This window comes from Commensalibacter papalotli (ex Servin-Garciduenas et al. 2014), assembly GCF_000527695.1.
GTDB classification, from domain to species: domain Bacteria; phylum Pseudomonadota; class Alphaproteobacteria; order Acetobacterales; family Acetobacteraceae; genus Commensalibacter; species Commensalibacter papalotli.
In genome coordinates, this window is sequence record NZ_ATSX01000001.1 from 414,755 (window position 1) to 440,008 (window position 25,254).

The following is a 25,254-nucleotide window of genomic DNA, read 5'->3' on the forward strand; positions in this document are numbered from 1 at the left end:
AAATTGTTGAAAATTTGGATAAAAAATGTGGATAAGTTATTGGAAGATTCTGAATATCAAAGGCTATGTATTGTTTTTTTTTGTCAGAAGAGCGCAAAAGAGAGTGGTTCATTTTGGATGAAGACGGTTTAAAGAGAATTTTTTGCAAGTTTTTTTTGAAAAGAGAAATATATTTCAAGGTATTATAGCTTATGTCAAAGGTTTTGAAAATTTAATGAACGTTCTGCCAACAGTAGTTCGGCATTCTATAAGAAGTTTGATGGAACTACAAGAAGATGTCTTAATAATCCTTGATAAAATGTTGTATATATATCACTATTTTTTTATAGTGTACATATTTTGGTTTTTCTGTCGTTTTTTTTTAATAATTATGTGGTTTTAACTATTCTGTTTGGGATAAAGGCTATTTTTAATAGTGTATAATTCAGGTTTGGTAATTATATTCTTTTTGCAAAAAGTAGAAACTTACTTAAGGTATGCCTTAACATCATGATCTATAGAGGGAATCAGGGTTTGTTGTTCATTGAATTACAATTAAAATATTATAATTTGTTGAATAAGATGAATGTTTCAAAGATTCTATCCCGCGTGTGTTGGGGGGTAACTGCTGGAGTGTGTTCATCTATTTATACAGTTTTGGCTGCGGACCCTCAAACCTATCGAGTTGAAATTCGTCCTACAGGTAACGCTGATATTGATGCAACATTATCGGATGTATCAAACCTTGTAACTTTAAAAAAAACCAAAGCAGTTGGTTCCTTTGCTTTGTCTGGGCGTATTAAAAGCGATTATGAGCGCTTACAAAGTGCTATGGATAGTTTTGGATATTATGATGCCAAAATCAAAATTGAAATTGGTAATGCTGAAGCTGTGTCAGAAAACAAAGAACAGAAAAAAAAGAAGAAAAAAGATGAAGCATCTTCTAATGTGAAGCGAGTTACCAATTTAACGAATACTATAGATGGGAACAACCCAGATTTACCTAATTTTATTGGTCATATCCCAGATAATCAAGACGCAGTCGTTGTAATACATATTGATAAAGGAAATCAATATCACTTGGGCAAAATCGAACTGGTAGAAAAGAAAACTCAACAACAAGTTGAACCTAATAACAAATCTACCAATTTAAAACCTCAAGAGATTTCAAAAACGATTACGCTAACAGACGACCAACAAAAAGCTTTTGCTTTGAAATCAGGCCAACCTGCGGCGTCTTCTGACGTTGTTGCTGCCAAAGGACGTTTGTTGACTTCTTTACGAGAGGATGGCCATGCCTTGGCCAAAATTAATGATCCAGTAGCATATCTGCGCCCTGATACCAAGACACTAGATATTGTCTATGAAGTACAACCTGGCCCTATTGTAGATTTAGGCGATATTGAGTTTAAGGGGTTGGAGAAAGTTCATGAAGATTTTATAAGAAAGCGTTTGTTGCTAAGTGATGGGCAATTATACCAACCTTCTAAAATTGAATCAGCAAGGCAAGATCTTTCCTCTCTTGGTGTTTTTTCTAGTATTGATGCAACAGCGGGAACCAAGCTTGATGCAAATGGACGCTTACCTCTTTTATTGACGTTTAAAGAAGCAAAACGTAGATCCGTTAGTTTTGAAGCAGGTTATTCAACAGATTTAGGAGGTCGTTTAGGCGTTCGTTGGTCACATAAAAATTTATTTGGTAATGCAGAAAAATTAAATTTAGTTGCCTTGGCAACGGGGTTAGGGGGGACTGCTCAAAAAGGTATTGGATATGATATTTATGCAGACTTTACGAAACCTGACTTTAAACGAAGAGATCAAGAACTTAATGCACGTATAGAGGCTGTAAAACAAAATTTGTATTCTTATGATCAAACTGCTTTTTTAATCAAAGCTGGGCTTAATCGTAAAATTAATAAACATTGGAGAGTTTCTGGTTATTTGGGTGCTATCCAAGAGCATATTATACAACGGCAATATAAAAATGATTATTCTTTATTAAATGTTCCTTTGGGTGCACGTTATGATAATACCGATCTTGCGAGCCCTATGATGTCTCCTACACATGGTATGAAAGCTTCTGTTTTGGCAACGCCGACGGTGTCGTTTGGGGATGGTACTATTTTCTTTGCAATTTTAGAGGGCAGTGCTTCGACGTATTTTGATTTAGCCAAAACAGGACTAACAAAACCAGGGGATAGTGTATTCGCATTCCGAGGAACAGTGGGCAGTATTCAAGGTGCATCAAGAATGAATCTTCCACCTGATCAACGCATGTATGCTGGTGGAACCTCAACAGTCAGAGGTTTTCGTTTTCAAGGCGTGGGCCCTCAATTCCATGGAACAAAATATGCTGTTGGTGGTAAGGCAATGGATGCTGGAACCGTAGAGTTTCGTCAAAAGTTAACAGAATCCTTTGGTACACAAGCTTTTATGGATGCGGGTCAAGTCAGTAAAACCAGCATGCCTTTTGAAGGGGATGTTCGGGTTGGTGTTGGTGCGGGTGTAAAATATTATACGCCATTAGGGCCTATTCGTTTTGATATTGCTGTGCCAGTTAATCGCCCACCGCGCGGGGATAAATTCGAGGTTTATATTAGTTTGGGTGAGACGTTTTAATTATGGATACAGAGTCACAGACTGCAACGAAACAACTAACATATAAAGTACGCTATCCTATTTTATGGCGTTTGATAATTTTCTTTATCGCTCTATGCAGCACGATTATTGTTCTTATATGTGCTGTGTTTGTTTTTGTTAATACACAAATAGGTAGAAACTATATTGCAGACAAGATCGAACAGACAACTGATGGCCATATTCGAATTCAAGGTTTATCGGGGTTTTCCCCTAGTGATTTAACCATCGCCCAAATACAGTTTAACAATGATGCGGTCGGGGTATGGGCGGAGGTAAAAGAGGTGCAATTAAAATGGTCACCTCTGGCGTTATTATCCAATGAAATTTCTATTCGTTCTTTGGTAGCCAAAGAAATTGATTTTTACAATTTACCACCAAAGCCTGAAAAAACAGATAATAACATTACTCAAACAGAACATAGATTTGCTGATTTACCCTATCAAGTTAATATTCAACATCTTCAAATAGATCATTTTTTTATTTCAGAGCAAATTGCCAAAAGAAATATATCGATTAGTGTTGATGGAAAAGTAAAAATTCGTAATCTTTCCAAAATAATGAACATTGACACATTAAAGGAAGCCTTCATGGCACATCCTAAATTACGTCTTTTAGCTGTAAAACAACCTGCGGATTTTCAATTTGGAGGTAAGATTAGCGGCAGCGTAGAAAATAAAGATGGAAAAGAGTATAATGCGCCGTTTCTCCCTTTGCATTTTTCTATCATGCTACCTGAATATCCAAAGCCTAACAGTAATAATGAATTAAAAATTTATCTTGGTTTAGGAGAAGAAATTTAATGCAGCCCATAGATCAGCAAACAACAGAATTACAAAAAGTAACCAAGAAGAAATGGCGTCAACGCCATCGTTTTTTATGGGTTTTAGGATGGTTGTTTGGGAGTTTGGTCGGTTTGGTTGTCGTCGCCATAGCTTGCTTGATAATTTTTGCAAATACACAAAAAGGGCAACATTATCTAGCCAAGCAGATTGGAGAATTAACTGGGCACAGTGTTGAGGTTAGTGGACTGTCCGGATCTTTTCCTAATCATTTGCGTGTGGATACAATAGAGCTGAAAGACCCTAAGATTGGGGTTTGGTTATCGTTAAAACAAACAGAACTTGATTGGTCTTTGCTGGCATTATTGCGTAAAGAAATACATGTAGATCGGTTATATGCCAAAGAAGTTAATGTTTATAATTTGCCCTCTTCGTCTGAACCTGCTTCAGCAAAAGATAGTTCAAGTTCGACTTCTGATATAGTAGTGTCTGCAAATATTAACGATATACAAATTGATAAATTATTTGTTGCGGATAAGGTTGCTCCTATCGATATCGCAGTAGGTCTCAAGGGTAAAATATTCATTCAAAATGTTTTGAAGGTTGCTGACTTTCAATCATTTAATGACTTATCGAATATTCATTTATCTTTGCATCTTTGGGAGTTAAATCAAGCAACAGACCTTCAATTACTAGCGGAAATTGGTAACCAAAAAATTGATAAATCTTCGTTAATAATTAATGCAAAACAGCAGTCTGATGGGTTGATTGAACGTTTATTAAAAATGGATCAGCTAACACCATTGTCTTTGAGTCTTTCTCTAAAAGGTCCTTTTGATAAATTACAAACAAAAATTGATCTCTCTGCAGCTCAAACAAAATTGAATGTAAATGGGGATATAGATCTTATTCATTCTGCAATGGATATCGCATTAACAGGTCATTCACCTGCTATGACATTAAGCCCCACGATTGGTTGGGGAGGATGGAATATAGATGCCAAACTTCATGGTGCATTTCAATCTCCTGCAGGGGCAGGTAAATTTGAGTTGACCGACCTAGCTGCCGGTGATGCGATGGTTAATAAATTACTGTTACAGTTCAAGGGAGAAGATTTAACTTCGTTGGCGGGTAACCAAGATAAAATCAGCAGTCCTTGGGTAAGGTTAAATTTGGTGGCTGATGGTCTTCGTATTCCAGGGGCTAAACCTAAGTTACTTGCAGGCAGTCCTTTGTCATTGGATGTCGTTTACCATCCCAAAGAAAAGGATGAATCTGTTGATTTGCAAATTAACCATCACTTAATTAAAATTTTTGGTCGCATTTTTATAAAACCTGCTTTGCATGGAAGCCTTGAGCTATATGTTCCAGAGCTGAAACCTTTGGCTGAAACAGGGAATGTTGATTTAAAAGGATCAACTGTTCTGAATATGGCGTTCGATTTGCCTGAGGATCCTAAAAATCCTATTCATATCGATCTTGATGGTCCATTGATGATTACAGGTGGATTGCCAATCGCAGTGCAAATGATTGGTCAGCAAGGTCATATTGGTTTGCATGCTCAAGTTACACAAGAACCAAAGCAAAAAGTGATACTTCAATCTTTGGTATTTAATGGCAAGCAAGTTAATTTAAATGCTCAAGGGTCATTGATTGACGAACAAGTAAAGGCTTTGCTTAATTTAGAAGTCAAAGATTTGTCTGCGGCGGCACCTATGGTGAAGGGTAAAGCAAATGCTCAAATGAATATCGATGGTTCTTTGCAGGATTTGGCAGCAACATTAAAATTATCTACAACATTAAGTACAACTGCTAATAGTGGTTATGTGTTACGCCCCAGCCAGTTGGAATTAACTGCAAATGCGCAACATGTTACGTCTAGACCCATTGCAGTAGTTGCCTTGATGGGCAATTTAGATCAAACCCCTGTTAATATAAAGCTTCAAGCAGGGCTTGCTGAAAAGGAAAAGCAATATTACCTAAAGCTTGAGCAGATGGAATGGCGTGGTTTAAAAGCTGTAGCTGACATAGTTTTACCTGAAAAGAGTATGTTACCTATTGGGACTATAAAATTGGATGTTGCACGTCTATCAGATTTTGGTCGTTTAATTAACCAAAAGATTGATGGTAATATTCATTTAGATATTCATAGCTTAGCAGAAAAAACATCAAAATTATTGATTGATTTGAACAGTCAGATAAGTATGCCTCAAGCTAAGATAGGAAAAATTGCTTTATCAGGTTATGTTGATAATCCTGTTGGCAAACCAAATGTAAATTTAAAACTGCAAGCCAATCAATTACAAGTTCCTAAGGTTGTTCAAGGAAATGCTTTGATGACTGCCAGTGGTGGGATGGATGCTTTAAAACTGACATTAAATGGTAATTTCCCTTCTCTTTTAGATGCAAAAGGCAATATAGATACAGCTTTAGTTTTGGATTTGCTTAAGAAAAAGGTGGATATTCAAAAATTTACAGCTTTGGTCAAAGGGGAAAATATACGTTTATTGGCACCTCTACAGGCTGAATTTGGTGAAAAATGGAGCGTTAATCGTTTAAGATTGTCTGTTGCCCCTGTGGGTGCCGCCCCAGCGACTGTTGATATTGCAGGCACAATAAAACCAAAACTAGCTATAACCGCGTCTATTCAAAATATTACCCCTGCATTGGCGAAACCTTTTGCTCCTGATCTACATGCCAAAGGTGTGATAAATATACAGGCACAATTAAAAGGCTCTCTTGAAAAACCTCAGGGAAATATCCGCTTAAATGCCCAGAATATGCAACTGACCACGGGTAGTGCGGCTTCATTACCGCCAGCACAATTAACCGCATTGGCCAATTTGAATGGAACTACTGCTAATTTAGATACCAGACTTCAAGTTGGGCAAAAAGTAAATGCTATTGTTAATGGAACGGTGCCTTTGCAACCTAAAGGGAATATTGCATTAAGACTGAATGGTGATATTGATCTAGCCGTGGCTAATGCAATTGTTGGTGCTTCTGGGCAGCAAGTGAAAGGCCTTATTAATATAGCTATGTTGGTTAATGGAAGCATGAGCTCTCCAGCGATTACAGGGGCTATTCATTTAACTAAAGGTAGTTTTAGAGATTATGCTCAAGGGGTTACTTTAAGAGATGTTCAAGCTTCTATTTTAGGGCAAAGAGATCGTATTGTGTTGCAATCTTTTTCTGCAAAAGCAGGAGAGGGAAGTATGAACGCAGATGGTCAAATTGGTATTTTTCAACCTGGTATTCCTGTTAATTTGCATTTCGGTATGAACAAAGCCAAACCATTAGTGAGTGATTTACTTACAGCGATATTGGATGGTGACATTAATATTAAAGGAATGGCAAAAACACGAATAGATGTAGGCGGAACAGTTAAAATTAAGCGTGCTGATATTAATATTCCTCATTCTATGGCGCGTTCGGTTGTCCCTTTGAAAGTTATACGCCCTGGGGATAAGGTTGAAACATCGCAGAGCAGTGGTACAGGGCCTGAAATTGGTTTGGATTTGACGATAAAGTCAGCAGGGCAAATTTTAGTTCGTGGCTTTGGCTTATTTACCGATATGGCGGGTTCTTTACATATTGGTGGTACAGCCAATGCACCCAAAATCAATGGTGGCTTTGAAATGCAAAATGGTCATATTGATATGGCTGGTATTTCTCTTGAATTTACCAGAGGGATTATTGGCTTTAAAGGAAGTAACGTAGATCATAAAATTGATCCTTCTTTGGATTTTGAAGTTAAAAAATCAGTAGAGGGTAATACAGTAAGCTTAGGCATTACAGGCTATGCCAGTTCTCCTAAAATCTCTTTAAGTTCTTCTCCACCATTATCTCAAGATCGTGTCTTGGCCATGTTATTGTTTGGTGTTGATTCACAAAGTTTATCGACAACACAAATGGCTGAAATTGGTGTGGCTTTGGCGACCTTAGGCGGGGAAGGTAGCGGGTTTGATCCTATAGGGACAGTGCGCAAATCCCTAGGACTGGATCGCTTGTCTGTTGGTGGGGGAAGCAGCAGCAGTAACCAAGGCCCGTCTTCAGGAACCAGCGTTTCTGCAGGAAAATACCTTATGAAAGGGGTATATTTGGGTGCAAAGCAATCCACAGGAACGCAAGGAACACAGGCAGAAATGCAAGTCGATATTACCAAACGTCTCAAAGCAACAGCTACTGTTGGTACAGGTGAAGATAAATCTGGGTTTGTAACACCAGATAACGATCCTGGCAGTAGCATTGGGTTATTATATAAATTTGATTACTAAAATTTATGTGGCTTTGTGTTTGCGAGCCATTTCTTGTAAAATAGAAGTGGCTTTTTTTACGACATCACTCCACACTCTGGGGCGAGTCTGGCGAATAATTCTGATTTTTGGATACCAAGGGCTATATTCTTCTCGTGAAATCCAGCGCCAGCAATTGTCAAATCGATCTAATAAAATTGCAGGACATCCAAGTCCTCCAGCAAGGTGAATAACCGAAGTATCAACAGAGATGATGATATCTAAATTCATCAATATCGCAGCAGTATCATCCATATCCTGGACTTCATCCATAGGATTAAATATAGAGATATCGTTAGGAAGATTATGAATTTGATCTGCATAATGTCCCATTTGTAAGCTAACAAAAGTAGTATTTTCTACAGAGCGTAATAAAGGTATCAGTTTCGATAAATCAATAGAGCGTTTGTTATCAGTCATCATAGCATGAATCTCACCAGGGTGAGGGGAACCTCCCCAAACGAGACCAACTTTAAGTTGTTTGGTTTGAGGCAGTTTATTTTTCCAATAAATAACTTTTTTACGGTCAGCTGTTAGATATGGTTTAAATTTGTCTTTTCTTGGATCAGCACTCAAGGCTCTGGGCAAGGAAATAAAAGGGCAATGCCAATCAAATGGTGGGGGTTCCTCACCTCCCACTTTCACTTTGGGTTTACCTTTAAGGCGCTCACATAGTCCTTTCATGGTTTCAGCAATCCATAATTCTACAATAGCACCCCGTTTGATAAGTTCTGGTACATAACGGAGGTACATTAAGGTATCCCCAAGGCCTTCTTCTTGAGTAATTAAAATCTTTTTCCCCGTAATATCCATGGTATCGGTAAGCGTAGGGAGAAGTGTTTCTTTGGGTAAAGTGCTGTGATTAGGAGTGTCAAGACGCCATTCATGTTCAACCCACCCTTGATAGTAATATTCAGCTTTCAGCAAACAGATAGAATAATTAACGCGTAACGCTGGCCAATTTGGTTGAAGCATAATAGCTTTGCGATAATATAATAAAGCCTGTTCTGTATCATTAACTGCATTATGATAAGAAGCAAGATTTGCAAGGATTGTTACGTTATTTTCATTATGTTTTTCTAAAATACTGTAGAGTTTTAACGTTTGCGGATATTTTCCCGCTTCAAAAAGGATTGTCGCTAAAATATTGAGTAGCCTTGCTTGATTTTTGGAGAAGGCTAAGCATTTTTTTATGTATAGAACGGCTTTGGCAGATTGTTTTGTCTGCTGTAAAACACTGGCATAACCAACATAAAGCAATTCGTCTTTCGGATGATTTAATAATGCTTCATGATAAACCTCAAAAATCGAAGGATATAAATTGTAACTCCCTAGATACGGTTCCAATTCGGCACAGCTGTGGCGTTGTGGTGAATCTTTGAGTTGTTGTGCAAGGCATAAATGATATGCAGCTTCTTTTGGTTGATTACAGCCAGCATAAGCAATACCAAGTAAAGTCATAATTGCTTGGCTCAGTTTATGATTTTTATATGGAAGCAGTAAAGTAAGTGCTTGCTCAAATTTTCCTTGGTGTAAAAGGAGGTTCGTTTGATTAATGAATATATCATCAGGAGACTTTAAAAAATTTGGCATTATTGATCAACAAAATAAAAGGTCAGAAACTATACGATTATTTATCAAATTTATTCATATTTTCCCAGTATTTTAATTTGCTGGTTTTACCAATCCCAGGATTAAATATATTGCAAGGGTCTAGCGTTTGATAGAATTTTCTTAATGTTTCTTTGGCATGATACAAATGACCAACATTATGTTCTGCTGGATATTCTGCACCTCTGTCATTCAAGATCTTTAACATTTCCTCTTCAAGTGCAAAGATATCATTGCCTTTATGGATAACATAATCTTGATGGAAAACATGACAGAAAAAATGACCATAATAAAGCTTATGCATACATTTGCTCTCAATTTCAGAGGGAAGCGTTTCGAGCCACTCTTTATCATTACGACGTAAAGCAATATCTAGGGCGAGTATATTTTCGACAGTTTTATGATGAATAGCACGATATCGAACAGCTGCCCCAGCAACGGCAAAGCGTTGTAAAAAAGCTTTACGACCTTCATCGGTATTACATTCAAAATATTGGCCAGAAGATCGCTCTTGAAAGAATTTTTTTAGATAGGAGCTTACTTGATCAATATCAGCTTTACCAACTTTTAAGAGTAAGTGATGCTGATATGTATTTGCATAGTGATTCATGCGTTGAGGTAAATGTTGTGGAAATAAAGTGCTGGCAAACTGGAGTATTTTATCACTGAGGTGCTCAGGTAAAAATTTAAATTTTTTAGAGAAATAATCAAAGCGATTTTTTAATTTAAAAAGTAATGGAATATAATCCGTTCCGAAAAAATTAATAAACAAGAAAGTATCTTTACCGTAAATAGCGGCAATATCATAGGCATCTTTATGAATATACTCTCCAGAAACAGGTATAATATGTTGTGATAATAGATCATAGCGTATTTGTGTTAAATCATCTGGATTATTAGTCCCAATATAGAACACTTTTGTTTCTTTTTCTTGTGCGAAAGAATCCAGCCTTACAGCAAAAATTGCAAGTTTTCCCGCGCATCCTGATGCTTCATGTAAATGTGTAGGGTTTGCATTATAACGTGCAGGGGTAGGGGCATTAACTTGGCATACAACTTCTTTATAATGATGATCAGAGCAATATTTATCTGTTTTTTGTATATGTGAGGCGTTAAATTGACCGTTTTCTAAACGTGTTAAGATTTCTTCTGGAGTATTTCCTAAATCAATACCTAGATGATTAACTAACTCTAATTTTCCTTCTGTAGTATATTGTGCAAATAAGGACATTTCAGTATAGGCTGGGCCTCGTTGTACTAATGCGCCTCCTGAATTATTACAAATGCCTCCTAGCACAGAGGCTCCAATACAAGAAGAACCAATAACAGAATGCGGTTCACGTGCATAAGGTTTAAGTTTTTTTTCAAGTTCATTCAAAGTAGCACCAGGTAAGCAAACAACCTGTTCTGCATTATTGATAAGATATATATTCTTCATTTTCATCGTGTTAATTAATACAATATCACGATCATAATCATTACCATCAGGGGTTGATCCCCCTGTTAATCCTGTATTCGCTGCTTGCATAATCACAATAGTATTTGCGTTAACGCAAGCTTGTAAAATATACCATTGTTTCAGTAATGTATCTGGTTGAACAACAGCGATTGCCCTACCTGATCCATATCGAAAACCATTGCAAAATAATCCCATCTTGTTAGGGCTGGTTATAATATTTCGAGCTCCAACAATGTTCGTTAAGGAAGATACTAGTTGCTGCTGAGTAAGGGATAAAGGTAAAGAGGGGCGTTTATTTTTGAAAAACATGATGGTTATAAACTTTATTATAAAATATTTTTTATTAATGATAAAAATAAAGAAATCGTATAATAACCTAAAAAAACTATTTATCAAAAAAAAAGAGGGTTATTTAAACCCTCTTTTTTAATAACCTGAAATTGATTAATTAAGCTGATTTCATAACTTCTGTTAATTCATTTAGAACAGTCGTTGTGTCTTTAGATTCTAAAACAGCAACTTCAGCTACGAAACGTTCTTGTGCAGCTTCAAATAATTTTCTTTCGCTGAAGCTTCCATCAAGACTGTCAACATTTCGGCGCAAGTCGCGTAAAACTTCGGCAATTTGAATAAGGTCACCAGAGTTAATTTTTTCTTGATAAACAACAGCTCGTCTGGCCCACATGCCTTTGTTATTTTGTGGCTTGCCCTTAATGGTCGACATGGCTTTGCTTACGATTTCTCTGGATGCAATTTTACGAAGTCCCGCTTTTTTTGCTTTTGACAAAGGGATACGTAAAGTCATTTGATTATCTGGAAAAGAGATTTGAATCATTTCCAGTTTCGTACCAGCGATATCTTCTACACCGATACGATCAACACGCCCAACTCCATGTGCTGCATACACGATGGCATCGCCTTCTTGAAAAGGAAAAGTATCTTTATTAGTTACTTCTTGGGTCGCGGTTTTCGCAATAGCAGCGCGTGCCATTTCATCTGTGACACCGCCTTTTGGGGAGGAACGGAATATATTCATTTAAACGACCTTATCATAATTTTGACATATTGTCACTAAAATTATTTATTCAGATTCGAAGAAACAATTGAGATATGGTTAATTAAATTTACCATTGAATACCATTCACAGGTGCAATCGGAGCACCTGTTGGATCGCCAATTTGCTCTAACAAATCAATTTCTAAACTGCGTGTCATGGTTAGCATCGGTAAAGAGTGTGGGCTTTCATCAAAGGGATTTTGTAAATCACTGCCGATTTTATCCAAGGCTATGAATAAGAACCCTACTAAAGCAGAGCCAAGCGGTGTTAACCAACCCAAAGTTTGTACCATAGAGAAAGGTAAGATAACACAAGTAATTTCAGTTAGAAAACGCGGTAAAGTAGAAAATTGAATAGATAAGGGCGTATTTTTAATTCTTTCCAAAGCGCCTTGAGCATTGGCAATATCAGACAAAATACGGTCTATTTGAGAGTGAATGGCACCATCAATCTTCTTTTTTTCACATTCCTGTGTAACCATTAATCCGATTTGAAATAAAACACCGTTGGGCTGATTTCTTAACCCTTTAATGTATTCTTGAATATGGACAGGTAACACACGTTTAACATTGCTATTTAATAAAGCATCTTTATTACGTAAGTGATATGCTAAAACATAAGCGTATCCAGCAATAGCACGGGTTAAATCTGGATGACCTTTTAAAATAGTAGAGCATTGTCTGGAAAAAGAACGACAATTATTGGTGATCAAGCCCCAATGAGATCTGGCCTCCCACCATCGATTATAGGCAGTATTATTTCTAAAATTCATAAATAATACCAGTACAGAGCCGATCATAGCTGTTGGTAAAGCTGATTGATCAAACATATCAATATGAAATAATTTATAACAAATAACAACCATCATATCCCATATGAATAGAATAAAAAGCGCCTTGATACTATCTTGTATGATAAATCTAAGGCCACGGCGGGCATTAACGACCATTAATTAATGTCTCTTATTGTTGTGGTTGCATTATTATAATAATAAATAGCTAATATATAAGTAAATTTAATGCTTACAAGAAAATATGTCATTTTTAAGAAAAAAAGATTTATATAAAATCCATTATTGCCAGAAATCACTTATCAGCTGCTCTTACCCGTTGACTTTCGGTGCGTAATTGCCCACATGCAGCCAAGATATCTCTGCCACGTGGGGTTCGAATAGGGGATGAGTATCCAGCTTGCATAATAATATCAGCAAATTTTTGCACTTGTTGGGTATGAGAAGGTTTATAATCGCTTCCTGGCCAAGGGTTGAATGGAATAAGATTAACCTTGGCATGAATACCTTTTAATAAACGAACCAATTCATGAGCTTCAGCTTCGCTGTCGTTAATACCCCGTAACATGATATATTCAAATGTAATACGTCGCGAATTGCTGGCTGCAGGATAACGACGACAAGCATCAAGGACATCTTTGATTGGATATTTACGGTTTAAAGGGACAATCTCATTTCGCAGATCGTCTCTGACAGCATGTAAAGAAATTGCCAGATTAATTGCCAAGTCACTTCCGCACTGATCCATCATAGGTACAACACCAGAAGTGGAAAGTGTAATTCTGCGCCTTGAGATACCGATACCCTCGTCATCCATAGCAATACGCATGGCTTTGGCAATGTTTTCATAATTATATAAAGGCTCACCCATACCCATTAAAACAATAGTTGATAATAATCTGGGACGATCTGCCGTAGGCGTTGGCCATTCACCATAACTGTCTCTGGTAGCCATAAACTGTCCAATAATTTCGGCAGCACCAAGATTACGTACCAGATTTTGCGTGCCAGTATGACAAAAACGACAAGAAAGCGTACAGCCTACTTGAGATGAAATACAAACAGCACCACGATCTGCCCTGCGGTCTGGAATATAAACCGTTTCTGCCTCTTGACCGTCTCTGAATTGGAAAAGGAACTTACGCGTTTCGTCTTTAGAGGTTTGCTCTGTCACAACTTTTGGTCTACTGACTACACAGCGATCTAATAATTTGGCACGCAAAGGTTTGCCAATAGAAGTCATTTCGTTAAAGTCCGTGGCCCCTTTGTGATAGATCCAATGCCACAGTTGCTTAGTACGAAAGCGTTGCTCTCCCATATCCACCAAAAACTGTTCTAATTCAGCACGGGACATTCCCACCAGCTCAGTTCTACCGTCAGGTAAAACCGGTGAAGGAGGAGAAAATTGTGCAGATTTAGCCAAAATTCTGGCTTTTTCTTCTTGGGTTAAATCCATCAAAGAAGGAGAGGTAAGAGTTTCAGCAGCGCTCATAAAACAAGATATTCCAAAATAAGAGAAAAAGAGAAAAATTAAGAACGAAGATAAGAGCCATTAATGTCAATATATCCTTTGGTAAGATTACAACTCCATATCGTTGCTGTACCATTTCCCAAATGAAGATCAACTTTAATTTTAACGGTTTCTTCTGACATATGACGATCAACTATTGTGCGGTCATAATCAGACAAAACCCCACCTTCATGAGCCACCCAAACCCCACCAATAGAAACGGATAAAGTGTCACGATTAGCAGGCTCTCCAGCTTTTCCAACAGCCATAACAACGCGCCCCCAATTGGCGTCTTCACCTGTAATCGCAGTTTTGACAAGTGGTGAATTACCTATAGCCATCGCAATTTTATGGGCAGATTCGTGACTGACGGCTCCATCAACGGTAATTTCGATCAGTTTACTGACCCCTTCACCATCTTTGATAACTAATAAAGCAAGCTCTTTCAGTATTTTTTCAAGGCTATTTGCAAAATCAGTCAGGCGTGGATCAGAAGCATCGGTAATCTCAGGAGTGTTGGCAATGCCTGTAGCGAATAAGAGGAGCGTATCAGAGGTGGAGGTATCAGAGTCTACGGTAATTGCATTGAAGGTTGTTTTAACTTTTTCCGACAATAATGCTTGTAAAACAGACGCGGGCAGTTTGGCATCTGTTGTTACAAAAGAAAGCATAGTTGCCATATCAGGGGCGATCATGCCACTGCCTTTTGCAATTCCTTGAATAATGACCGTTTCTGTGCCAATTTTGGTTTTCAAAGAATAGCCTTTGGCAAAGGTGTCTGTGGTTAAGATCGCTTGTGCTGTTTCTGTCCACTGATTATCATCAAGTTGTTGATAGAGTTTTGGTATAATATGTACAATTTTTTGATAAGGTAATTGTTCACCAATAACACCTGTAGAGGCTACAAATATTTCTTCTGCATGACAGCCAATAGCTTTTGCAGCAGCTTCAGCAGAATGTTGAACTGCTTCAAAGCCAGCTTTGCCTGTAAAAACGTTGGCAATACCTGCATTAACCAATAATCCTCTGGCTGTACCATTGCTTAAAACGCTACGACACCAATCGATAGGGGCTCCAGGGCATTTGTTTTTAGTAAATACACCAGCAACCGTTGTAGAAGGTGCAAATTCCATCAAAGTTAAATCCAAGCGCCCCGAATATCTCAACCCTGCTTCAATAGAAGCCAAGCGCACTCCAGGAACAGGAGGTAATGAAGGAAGAGCAACCGCTAGCGGAGAGGTTGGAAGTTTACTCATAATGAAAAGACCTTTGTCAATGAAGTGCAAAAGATTAAAAAATATTGGATTAATAATAAAACAGAAATAACATTTAATAATGATATTTTTAAGAATATAATCAATAGCGTGTAATCTTATAAAGACTAATATTCTATAATATGAACTTTTTTCAAGCTTTCTTCGTATAATTTCATAATTGCTTCTTTGGTTATTTGTTCTTTAATGCTTTGCCTGACAGAATTTAAGGGTGGAGTTGAGCTATAACGCTCGTTAATTTTTTGAAATAACACCCACCCATAATCCGTTTTAATAGGTGTTTTTGTATATTCATCATTGTGCAAAACAGAGATGGTTTGGGCAATAGAAGGTGTTAAGGTGTCTTCTTTAAACCAACCTATATCTCCTTGTTTTATTTTTCCATTTTGTAAATCAATAGAATAAATACTGGCAAGATCGGTAAAAGTATGTCCATCTTTGAGTTTTTGTAAAATAATCTGGGCTATTTCTGGAGTTTGAACAATAATTTGACGTAAATGCACTTCCTTGACATGCGGTTGATGTAAATAATGCGCGTTATAATAATGTTGAATTGCTTGTTCTGTTAAAAAAGGTTTTAGTTTTTCGAAAAAATAAGCTTGTGAAAGTTTTTGTTGAACCAGATTTTTAGTCGCAACTTGAATATCTTGCTGAACGGAGAGCTGCTTATCAATTCCATCTTTTTGAATTGCAACCATTAATGCACGGTCAACAATAAGTTGCTTAATAAGTTGCGGATATAACAATTCTTTTGGTAGAGATTTTAATTCTTGGGGTAGATTAGAAACTAAAGCTTCTACATCCTCTACCGTAATAGGTTCATTATTTACACGTGCTAATATTTGCTTTGGATAATTTGTAATTTCTAATGAACTTGGTGGTGCTTTGATTGGTTCGGATGTGCTTAACAAAGAAGAAGAAAAGTTATCATTAGGTAAAGAAAGAGCGGATATGGCCTTTACTGGATAAGAAAAAATGATTGTTTGAGTAATCGTAAAAATATAAAAAATAAATTTCTTATTACGAAATAAAACAATCATTTTTATCTAAATTCAACCTTATTGAGCAGTAGGAGGTGAGGGTGGTTGAATGGTATATTTTTTAATCACAGCATCATTCTTAGTAATTTGACTTTGTTTTACTGTGTCATCAATAACAGTTTTAACATTTTGTTGGATTAGCTTTTGGCGGATCATTGGTGTTACTTTATCCAATGGAGGAACAGGAACCTCTTTATACGCTAAAACTTGAATAACGTGGTAACCAAATGGACTTTTTACTGGCGTGGTGCTGGTTGTGTTTGCTTTCATTGCAAATGCAGCCTTGGAGAAATCAGGAACAAGCTCATCAGCTTTTACCCAACCAAGATCGCCACCATTTTGACCAGCTGTTGCTTTATCGATAGAACTTGCTTTTGCAAGATCAGCGAATTTTTTACCAGCTTTTAATTCCTTAATGATTTTTTCAGCTTCTGCTTGTGTTTTTACAAGAATATGACGAATATGAGCCTCTTTTAAAGGTGGTTTATTTGCATAATTTTCATCATAGAATTTTTTGATTGCTTCTGGAGTAATTGTTGGTTCAACTTTATTTTTCAAGAATGCATCTTGAATAATACTTGTTTTAGCAAGTTTTAATTGTTTTTGAACTTCTGGCGTATTTTCCAAGTTTGCTTTTTCTGCAGCTTGTTGAACAGCTTTTTGGTCAACCATTTGATCAACCATCATAGGCAATAAAACACCAGTAGGGATTTGGCTTAATTGAGCAGGTAATAGTTTCCGAGCATCTAAAACATCACCAACAGTAATATTTTGACCATTAACCGTTGCGAGGACTGTGCTTTTATCTGCATTTTCCAAAGAAGAAGCATCGTTTGTTGCTGCTGCAACTTCAGCTTTAGCAGGCTTAGCAGGTTCTTTAGCTGGTTCAGCGGCCATTAAAGCAGTGCTAAAAAGACTTGATGTAATTAAAAGACTTGCCGCAAAACGAAAAGTTTTATTAGAAATAGACATAAAAATACCTTAAAAATGATAAAGTTAGTGTTTGTTTTAACAAATTATACTTGAGGGCAATTATATCACATGAAAAAAAAATTGTCTTTAGTCAAATTTGATTATTTGGTGAAGTGAGACAAAGTAAAGAATATTAAAAAAATATATATTCACGAATGTCTATGATATGATATTAAAAGCTTTTTAAATATAATTATTGTTGACTTAGTTCTGCCTGAATTTGGTTAAGTTTAAATGAGATTACTGACGGACCTTGTGCTGACAGGCAGAGTTACGGGGTCGTTGTTTGGAAAATATTGATGTTTGCAAAATTTGCCCGTGCCATTATGGGCACCTCTAATGAGCGTTCATTAAAAGCCTATCAACGGCGAGTGCCTAAAATTAACAGTCTGGAGCCTGAAATACAAGCTTTGGATGATGTGGCTCTTGCCAATAAGACGATTGAATTTCGCAAGCGTCTTGCTGATGGTGAAGAGTTAGACGCGTTGTTACCAGAAGCTTTTGCTGTAGTCAGAGAAGCATCAAAACGCGTTTTGGGTATGCGTCATTTTGATGTGCAGCTTATTGGTGGGATGGTTCTTCATGATGGTAAAGTCGCAGAAATGCGTACGGGTGAAGGAAAAACACTGGTAGCAACACTTGCTGTTTATTTGAACGCTTTGCCAGCTAAGGGTGTGCATGTAGTTACAGTAAATGACTATCTTGCTTCTCGTGATGCAGAAGAAATGGGGCGTTTATATAATTTTCTTGGGTTGACGGTTGGTACAATTGTTGCCGATCTTAATGACAACGAACGTAAGGCTTCTTATCAAGCAGATATTACTTATGGTACAAATAACGAATTTGGTTTCGATTATTTGCGCGATAATATGAAATATAGTTTTGATGAAATGGTTCAACGTGACTTTTTTTATGCGATCGTCGATGAAGTTGATTCTATTTTAATTGATGAAGCACGGACTCCGTTAATTATTTCTGGCGTTGCCGATGACAGTTCGGATTTATACAGATCTGTTGATGAAATTATCAAAGAGATTGTCAAAGATCCTGAAAATTACGAAAAAGATGAGAAATTCAAAACTGTTATTCCGACTGAGATAGGAACAGAACGTATCGAAGCAACTTTACGTGACAAAGAGGTTTTACGTGAAGGGGGGCTTTATGACATCCATAATGTTGCCTTGGTTCATCATATGCAACAAGCGTTGAGAGCCCATACTTTATTTGCTAGAGACGTCGATTATATCGTTCGTAACGATAAAATTGTGCTGATTGATGAGTTTACTGGGCGTATGATGGATGGTCGTCGTTATTCTGATGGTTTGCATCAAGCTTTGGAAGCCAAAGAGCATGTAACGATTCAGCAAGAAAATCAAACATTAGCGTCAATTACATTCCAAAATTATTTCCGTTTGTATCCTAAATTATCTGGGATGACGGGAACAGCAATGACTGAAGTTGATGAGTTTGCAGAAATTTACAAGCTAGATGTTGTCTCCATTCCAACAAATTTGACAGTTCAACGTCAAGATGAGCATGATGAAATTTATCTAAGTGCGAATGAAAAATATGAAGCAGTTAGTAAATTAATCGAAGAAATTCATGCAAAAAAACAACCCATTTTGGTTGGAACGACGTCCATTGAAAAAAGCGAAATTCTTTCTAACTTATTAACAAAAAAGAAAATTCCTCATAATGTGTTAAATGCACGTTTCCATGAAAAAGAAGCACAGATCGTTGCGCAGGCGGGTGGATCTGGTGCAATTACAATTGCAACCAATATGGCAGGTCGTGGTACGGATATTAAACTTGGGGGGAATGTTGAAATGCTTATTCAACAACGACTCTCAGATATTGAGGACGAAGAAGAACGTAAACAAAAAGAACAAGAGTTACGTGAACATACAAAATTAGATCACGAACAGGTCAAAAGTAATGGCGGCCTATTTGTTATTGGAACGGAACGTCATGAAAGTCGTCGTATTGATAATCAGCTGCGTGGTCGTGCTGGTCGTCAAGGAGACCCAGGAAATTCACGGTTTTTCTTGTCTTTAGAAGATGATTTGATGCGTATTTTTGGTTCTGAGCGAATGAGCGGAATGCTCCAAAAAATGGGTTTAAAAGAAGGGGAGGCTATTGTACATCCTTGGATTAACAAAGCCCTTGAAAAAGCACAGAAAAAAGTTGAAGAACGCAACTTTGATATGCGTAAAAATACGTTGAAATATGACGATGTTATTAATGATCAACGTAAAGAAGTGTATTCTCAACGTCGTGAATATATGACTTTGGAAGATGTATCTGAAACTATTACGAACATGCGTAATGATGTGATTACATCAATGATTTTAAATTATCTACCAGAAAAATCATTCGCTGAACAATGGCAGACAGAAGAATTAACTCTTGAAGTTAAGCGCTTACTTAACTTAGATTTACCTATTAAAGAATGGTCAGAAGAACCAACAATCAGTATTGATGATATTGAAAATCGTATCAAAGAAGCCGCAGAAAATGCTCACGCGATTAGAGCTGCGAATTTTGGTGCTTCGATAATGCGTTATGTTGAAAAGCAAATTTTACTGACGACTTTGGATGGTGTTTGGAAAGAGCATCTTTTACGCCTTGATCAAATGCGTCAAGGAATTGGTCTTCGTGCTTATGGGCAAAAAGACCCTTTGAATGAATATAAAAAAGAGGCCTTTAACTTATTTCATTATATGTTGGACGAGTTGAATGAACGCGTTATTTCTACGTTATGTAGAGTAGAAGTGAATGTCACAACGGATGATGAAGCACCTGCTGATGATTTTCCCGAGGGACACTCTTTGCAAAGTTCACAAGGTGATGAGGTAGATATTTCTAAAGAGTGGACAGAAATTCTTGAGCAAGGGGACGATATTCCTCGTAATGCGCTTTGTCCTTGTGGATCAGGTAAGAAATACAAACATTGTCATGGCAGTTTGGCTTAGTTACTAAGTTTATTTAAAGATTAGAGAGAATTAAGAGAAAAATTTATGGCTGGACATTCTAAATTTAAAAATATCATGCATCGTAAAGGTGCCCAAGATGCACGTAGAGCAAGAGACTTTGCCAAAATTATTCGTGAAATTACCGTTGCTGCGAAAACAGGATTACCTGATCCTGCATTTAATCCACGTCTAAGGGCTGCTGTTGCTGCAGCCAGGGCGGTAAATATGCCCAAAGATAACGTTGACCGTGCAATCAAAAAAGCTGCAGGTAGCGGTGAAGGGGATAACTTTCAAGAGGTGCGCTATGAGGGTTATGGCACGGCTGGAGTTGCAATTATCGTAGAGGCATTAACAGATAATCGTAACCGTACAGCATCTGATGTTCGTGCAGCTTTTAATAAATATGGCGGCTCTTTAGGGGAAATGAATTCAGTTTCTTTTATGTTTGAACGTTTAGGTGTGATTACCTACCCAGAATCAGTTGCTGAATATGATGCTATGTTTGAGGCCGCAATTGAAGCTGAGGCTGAAAATGTTGATTTGGTCGATGGTTATTATGAAATTACTTGTCCAATGGGAAATTTCTTTGCGGTTCGTGACGCTTTGGAGAGTAAATTTAGTGATCCAGAGAGCGCTAAAATTGAATGGCGTCCAAGCAATACCGTGACGTTAACTGAAGATAATGCTCAAACTTTGTTAAAATTAATTGATACACTAGAAGATCATGATGATGTGCAGAACGTTTTTGCTAATTTTGATCTTCCTGATGATGTTGCAGAACGGTTATCGGTTTAAATTTTGTGGTTAGAATTCTAGGGATTGATCCTGGTCTGCGTTTTACAGGTTGGGGTATTATAGACGCTCAAGGAAATCGTCTTTCTTATGTTGCTGGTGGGGTATTGGCAACGGACAGTAAAACAGCAGTTCCCGAGCGTCTTTGTGTTTTATCAGATGGTTTAGAAAAACTAATTGAACAATATACTCCTGATGAAGCTGCGGTTGAGGAAACTTATGTTAACCAAAATGGTACAGCAACATTGAAATTAGGGTATGCTAGGGGAGTTGCATTGTTAATTCCAGCCAAGCGTAGTTTGTGCGTGATTGAATATGGTGCAAAAACAGTTAAGAGAGCTGTTGTTGGTACGGGTGCTGCAACCAAGGATCAAGTTACTATGATGGTTAAGCGTATTTTACCTACTGCTGTCATACAAAAGGCAGATGCAGCAGATGCTTTGGCAATAGCGATTTGTCATGCACATCATCGTACTAGCTTGAATTCTATTGCACTTGGGAAGGTGATGGCATGATTGGGCAATTAACAGGATTATTAGTTGAACAGGTCGAGGCTGATCGCTGTTTAATTGATGTAAATGGTGTGGGGTATGTGGTTTTTGTATCTAATCGTACTTTATCTCGTTTACCCAGAGCACCCGAAGTTGCCCGAGTTTTAATTGAAACCATTGTCCGTGAAGATGCTATTTTGCTTTATGGATTCGCCGATAGCTTTGAACGGGACTGGTTTCGCCTCTTAACAACGGTTCAAGGGGTTGGGGTACGCATGGCTCTTTCTATTTTATCAACACTTTCCCCTGATGAGATCAGCACAGCAATTATGACTGCTGATAAAGCTACATTAACACGTGCGCCAGGGGTAGGTGCAAGGCTTGCTGTTCGTATTTTGACGGAGTTGAGTAGTAAGGTTGCTTCATTATCAGATCAAGTGGTATCTGTGATAGCTTCAGAGGTAAAAGGTAAGGAATCTATCCCTAAAACAACGCAGATATTATCAGATTGTCTGTTGGCTTTGGAAGGTCTGGGATTTCGTCGCGTGGAATCTCAACCTGTTGTTGTTAAAGTTATTAAGCGTTTAAACGAAGAAGGTAAAGGTTCAGAATTAGATTTAGTGATTCGTGAATCTTTAAAAGAGTTAGCAAGATGAACTCTTTTGAGAACCGCCCATTTGATGCAACGAAACGACCAGAAGATAATTTTGAGGTTGCTTTACGCCCGCAGTCTTTGTCTGAGTTTACTGGACAAAAAACTTCAAGAGAAAATTTGTCTATTTTTATTCAAGCAGCTCGTAAGCGTGAGGAAGCGCTGGATCATGTGCTTTTACATGGCCCTCCAGGCTTGGGTAAAACAACTTTGGCTCAAATTGTATCTAAAGAGCTGGGGGTTGGGTTCAGGGCAACTTCTGGTCCTGTGATACAAAGGGCAGGGGATTTGGCTGCTATTTTAACAAATTTACAGCCAAGAGATGTTTTATTTATTGATGAAATCCATCGTTTGCATCCTTCTATTGAGGAAATTTTATATCCTGCGATGGAAGATTTTCAACTTGATTTAATAATTGGTGAGGGGCCTGCTGCTCGATCAGTCAGGATTGATTTACCCCCCTTTACACTAGTTGCTGCAACAACCCGTTCTGGGTTGCTTGCGACTCCATTGCGGGATCGTTTTGGCATTCCTTTGCGTTTAATCTTTTATACACCAGAAGAGCTAAAGTTGATTGTTGCTCGTGGCGCTAGAAAACTGGGTTTTGAATTAACGGATGATGGTGCCGTGGAAATTGCACGACGTTCTCGGGGGACGCCTCGTATTGCGGGGCGTTTGTTAAGACGTGTTCGAGATTTTGCTTTAATCACCCATAAAGAGGGGCAAGCTGTGAATAGCAAGCTTGCTGATGCGGCTTTATCACGCTTAGAAGTCGATCAAATGGGGCTTGATGCGATGGATCGGCGATATCTTATGCGTATTGCTGAATTTCATCATGGGGGGCCTGTTGGTGTAGAAACGCTAGCAGCAGCCTTGGCAGAATCCAGAGATACATTGGAAGATGTAATAGAGCCTTATTTGATTCAAGAAGGTTTGGTTTTGCGAACGAGTCGTGGACGTGTACTAGGAGAAAGAGGATGGAAACATTTAAATTTAGTTCCGCCGCCTTCTATTACGACACAATTTGATCTATTAAATGATACGACAGAAGAAGGAGAGTAAAATGGAAATTATGGCGCAAGAAGGCGACGAAGTGTTAACAAAAGCACGATTAATGTCCAAAGATGAGATCCAAAACTATCAATTTAGAATTTGTTATGAAGATACAGATGCTGGTGGTGTAGTTTATCATGCAAAATATTTAGGAATTGCAGAACGTGCAAGAACAGAATGTATCCGTCGTTTAGGTGGAACTGTTGCAGAGCTATATTATGAATATGGACAAATTTTAGTTGTTCGCCAAATGGAGATTCAATATAAAAAACCGCTTTTCCTTGATGATATGGCGAATGTAAGAACCAGCTTAATAACAGCTCTAGGGGCAAGTTGTTGGTTGTCGCAAGTGTTCTCGCGTGAGGATGAGATCGTGACTGAAATTAAGTTACAACTTGTGTGTCTTAAAAAGAGTGATTATACCCCATCTCCATTTCCACGTAATTGGCAAAAGATTTTTGATGCATTAAGTGAAGTTAACTCTTAAAAGAAAATTTCATTCAAATGAAAACGAGATTGTTTTTGTTTGCAAAAATAGTTAACACTTGTTTTATAGAGAAATAAAATCTTAGCCTCATTAGTATCAATTTTAGATGCTAATGAGATTCATAGTGCAGGAGGCATTTTTGGATCCAACGATTAATGCAGCAAATTTGGCTGCACCAGCAGCAGACTTATCCCCTTGGGCATTGTTTATTCACGCGGCACTTGTTGTTAAGTTAGTGATGATTGGTTTGGTTATTGCCAGTATTTGGGTATGGGCAGTTATCTTCGATAAAATTATTACTATTCGCAAAACAAAACGTCAGGCTGATGAATTTGAAGATTTGTTTTGGTCAGGTGGTAGTCTTGATGATCTTTATGATCAGTATGGAGTGAAACCTAATCATCCAATGGCTGCAGTATTCAGTGCAGGTATGGGGGAATGGCGCAGATCTGCACGTATTACTGGTCTTGATATGAGCAGTGATGGAGTAAAACAACGTATCGATCGTGCGATGTCTATTACCATTACCAGGGAAATGGAACGTTTAGAACGTTGGTTAACCTTACTTGCAACCGTTGGGCCAGTGGCTCCATTCGTTGGACTGTTTGGTACAGTTTGGGGAATTATGCATGCGTTCGCATCAATTGCTCAGTCAAATAACACCAGCCTTGCGGTGGTTGCTCCTGGGATTTCAGAAGCATTGTTTGCAACAGCCCTAGGGTTGCTGACTGCTATCCCCGCCGTTGTGGCTTACAACTTTTTTAGTCATAAGTTAAATTTGTTTGCTGAACGTTTAGAGGGGTTTGCAACTGAATTTTCTGCAATTCTTTCTCGTCAATCCGAAGCATCAATTTCTTCAAGTAAATCTGACGCTGTAGAAAACCAGGAATAAATTAATGGGATTTTCTGTTCAAGGTGGATCTGGTAGGGGTGGGCGAGGACGTCGTCGCCCTCAGGCAGATATTAACGTGACTCCAATGGTTGACGTTATGTTGGTATTATTGATTATTTTTATGGTCGCTGCACCGATGATGACCAGCGGTATTAACGTGGATTTGCCAAAGACAGATGCAAAGCCTGTTAATGCAGATACGAAACCCATTACTGTAACTGTCAAAGAAGATGGCTCTGTATATTTGGGCGATAATGTGGTGGATATGAACCAGTTGGTTGATCAGTTGCGCGCTGTATCACAAAATGACCCAGAGCATCGCATCTTTGTAAAGGGCGACCAGCATATTAATTATGGACGTGTGATGGAAATTATGGGCCGTATTACGGCAGGTGGGTTTACCCATGTTGCATTGTTGGCTCAGATGCCTAGTTCTGGATCAGCGCCTGCTGGGGGGCAACAACCAGCACCATTGCCACCAGCTGCACCTTCTCGTAATCCTTAATCTA

The 25,254-nt window shown here is 37.9% G+C and carries 19 protein-coding genes; 11 read left to right on the forward strand and 8 right to left on the reverse strand.

All coding sequences use genetic code 11. The features are described 5' to 3' along the window. Positions 1 to 561 precede the first annotated feature (561 nt). Genes COMX_RS01860 through COMX_RS01870 form a run of 3 tightly spaced genes read left to right on the forward strand, consistent with a single transcriptional unit; the run spans position 562 to position 7,675 of the window. Positions 562 to 2,598: an autotransporter assembly complex protein TamA gene (locus COMX_RS01860; protein ID WP_235176736.1), complete on the forward strand. Its 2,037-nt coding sequence runs from the start codon at positions 562 to 564 to the stop codon at positions 2,596 to 2,598. Positions 2,599 to 2,600: 2 nt separating this feature from the next. Next, positions 2,601 to 3,419: an AsmA family protein gene (locus COMX_RS01865; protein ID WP_034336378.1), complete on the forward strand. Its 819-nt coding sequence runs from the start codon at positions 2,601 to 2,603 to the stop codon at positions 3,417 to 3,419. Beyond that, a complete protein-coding gene (locus COMX_RS01870) occupies positions 3,419 to 7,675 on the forward strand; it encodes a translocation/assembly module TamB domain-containing protein (RefSeq protein WP_051461784.1) in 4,257 nt (1,418 codons plus the stop codon). Before COMX_RS01865 ends, COMX_RS01870 begins: the two co-directional genes overlap by 1 nt. A 3-nt stretch (positions 7,676 to 7,678) precedes the next feature. Here COMX_RS01870 and COMX_RS01875 read toward each other — a convergent pair whose 3' ends face one another. From COMX_RS01875 to COMX_RS01910, 8 genes are all read right to left on the reverse strand, one after another. Further along, on the reverse strand, positions 7,679 to 9,286 hold the full coding sequence (locus tag COMX_RS01875) for a tetratricopeptide repeat protein (protein WP_034336381.1): 1,608 nt from the start codon (positions 9,284 to 9,286) through the stop codon (positions 7,679 to 7,681). A 37-nt stretch (positions 9,287 to 9,323) separates the two neighbouring features. Beyond that, positions 9,324 to 11,072 (reverse strand): D-lactate dehydrogenase, encoded by a 1,749-nt coding sequence (dld, locus tag COMX_RS01880; protein WP_034336384.1) that lies wholly within the window; start codon positions 11,070 to 11,072, stop codon positions 9,324 to 9,326. Between the two features lie 139 nt (positions 11,073 to 11,211). Continuing rightward, positions 11,212 to 11,799: a CarD family transcriptional regulator gene (locus COMX_RS01885; protein ID WP_034336386.1), complete on the reverse strand. Its 588-nt coding sequence runs from the start codon at positions 11,797 to 11,799 to the stop codon at positions 11,212 to 11,214. 88 nt (positions 11,800 to 11,887) lie between these two features. Further along, a complete protein-coding gene (locus tag COMX_RS01890) occupies positions 11,888 to 12,769 on the reverse strand; it encodes a bestrophin family protein (protein ID WP_034336388.1) in 882 nt (293 codons plus the stop codon). Positions 12,770 to 12,905: 136 nt separating this feature from the next. Continuing rightward, positions 12,906 to 14,102, reverse strand: coding sequence for a 23S rRNA (adenine(2503)-C(2))-methyltransferase RlmN (gene rlmN / locus COMX_RS01895; protein WP_034336391.1), 1,197 nt, complete (start codon positions 14,100 to 14,102; stop codon positions 12,906 to 12,908). Between the two features lie 38 nt (positions 14,103 to 14,140). Beyond that, entirely contained in the window at positions 14,141 to 15,376 is a 1,236-nt protein-coding gene (gene argJ / locus COMX_RS01900) for a bifunctional glutamate N-acetyltransferase/amino-acid acetyltransferase ArgJ (protein ID WP_034336393.1), read from the reverse strand. A gap of 125 nt (positions 15,377 to 15,501) precedes the next feature. Continuing rightward, entirely contained in the window at positions 15,502 to 16,434 is a 933-nt protein-coding gene (locus COMX_RS01905) for a peptidylprolyl isomerase (RefSeq protein WP_034336396.1), read from the reverse strand. Positions 16,435 to 16,452: 18 nt separating this feature from the next. Beyond that, positions 16,453 to 17,406 (reverse strand): peptidylprolyl isomerase, encoded by a 954-nt coding sequence (locus tag COMX_RS01910; protein ID WP_051461785.1) that lies wholly within the window; start codon positions 17,404 to 17,406, stop codon positions 16,453 to 16,455. A 299-nt stretch (positions 17,407 to 17,705) separates the two neighbouring features. Between COMX_RS01910 and secA the strand changes: the two genes are divergently transcribed. The 8 genes from secA (at position 17,706) to tolR (ending at position 25,250) form a co-directional block, all read left to right on the forward strand. Continuing rightward, complete coding sequence (gene secA / locus COMX_RS01915; protein ID WP_034336399.1) at positions 17,706 to 20,378, forward strand: preprotein translocase subunit SecA; 2,673 nt, start codon at positions 17,706 to 17,708, stop codon at positions 20,376 to 20,378. A gap of 45 nt (positions 20,379 to 20,423) precedes the next feature. Next, a complete protein-coding gene (locus COMX_RS01920; protein ID WP_034336402.1) occupies positions 20,424 to 21,173 on the forward strand; it encodes a YebC/PmpR family DNA-binding transcriptional regulator in 750 nt (249 codons plus the stop codon). 5 nt (positions 21,174 to 21,178) lie between these two features. Continuing rightward, the gene (ruvC, locus tag COMX_RS01925) at positions 21,179 to 21,685 is read left to right on the forward strand and encodes a crossover junction endodeoxyribonuclease RuvC (protein ID WP_034336403.1); all 507 of its coding nucleotides are present in this window, start codon (positions 21,179 to 21,181) and stop codon (positions 21,683 to 21,685) included. After that, entirely contained in the window at positions 21,682 to 22,317 is a 636-nt protein-coding gene (ruvA, locus tag COMX_RS01930; RefSeq protein ID WP_034336406.1) for a Holliday junction branch migration protein RuvA, read from the forward strand. The genes ruvC and ruvA overlap by 4 nt, the downstream gene beginning before the upstream one ends. Then, positions 22,314 to 23,375: a Holliday junction branch migration DNA helicase RuvB gene (ruvB, locus tag COMX_RS01935; RefSeq protein WP_034336408.1), complete on the forward strand. Its 1,062-nt coding sequence runs from the start codon at positions 22,314 to 22,316 to the stop codon at positions 23,373 to 23,375. The genes ruvA and ruvB overlap by 4 nt, the downstream gene beginning before the upstream one ends. 1 nt (position 23,376) lies before the next feature. Next, positions 23,377 to 23,853, forward strand: coding sequence for a YbgC/FadM family acyl-CoA thioesterase (locus tag COMX_RS01940; protein ID WP_235176738.1), 477 nt, complete (start codon positions 23,377 to 23,379; stop codon positions 23,851 to 23,853). A 112-nt stretch (positions 23,854 to 23,965) separates the two neighbouring features. After that, positions 23,966 to 24,745, forward strand: coding sequence for a protein TolQ (tolQ, locus tag COMX_RS01945; RefSeq protein WP_200867595.1), 780 nt, complete (start codon positions 23,966 to 23,968; stop codon positions 24,743 to 24,745). A 4-nt stretch (positions 24,746 to 24,749) separates the two neighbouring features. Then, positions 24,750 to 25,250, forward strand: a complete 501-nt coding sequence (gene tolR, locus COMX_RS01950) for a protein TolR (protein ID WP_034336410.1) — start codon at positions 24,750 to 24,752, stop codon at positions 25,248 to 25,250. The last annotated feature ends 4 nt before the right edge of the window (positions 25,251 to 25,254 follow it).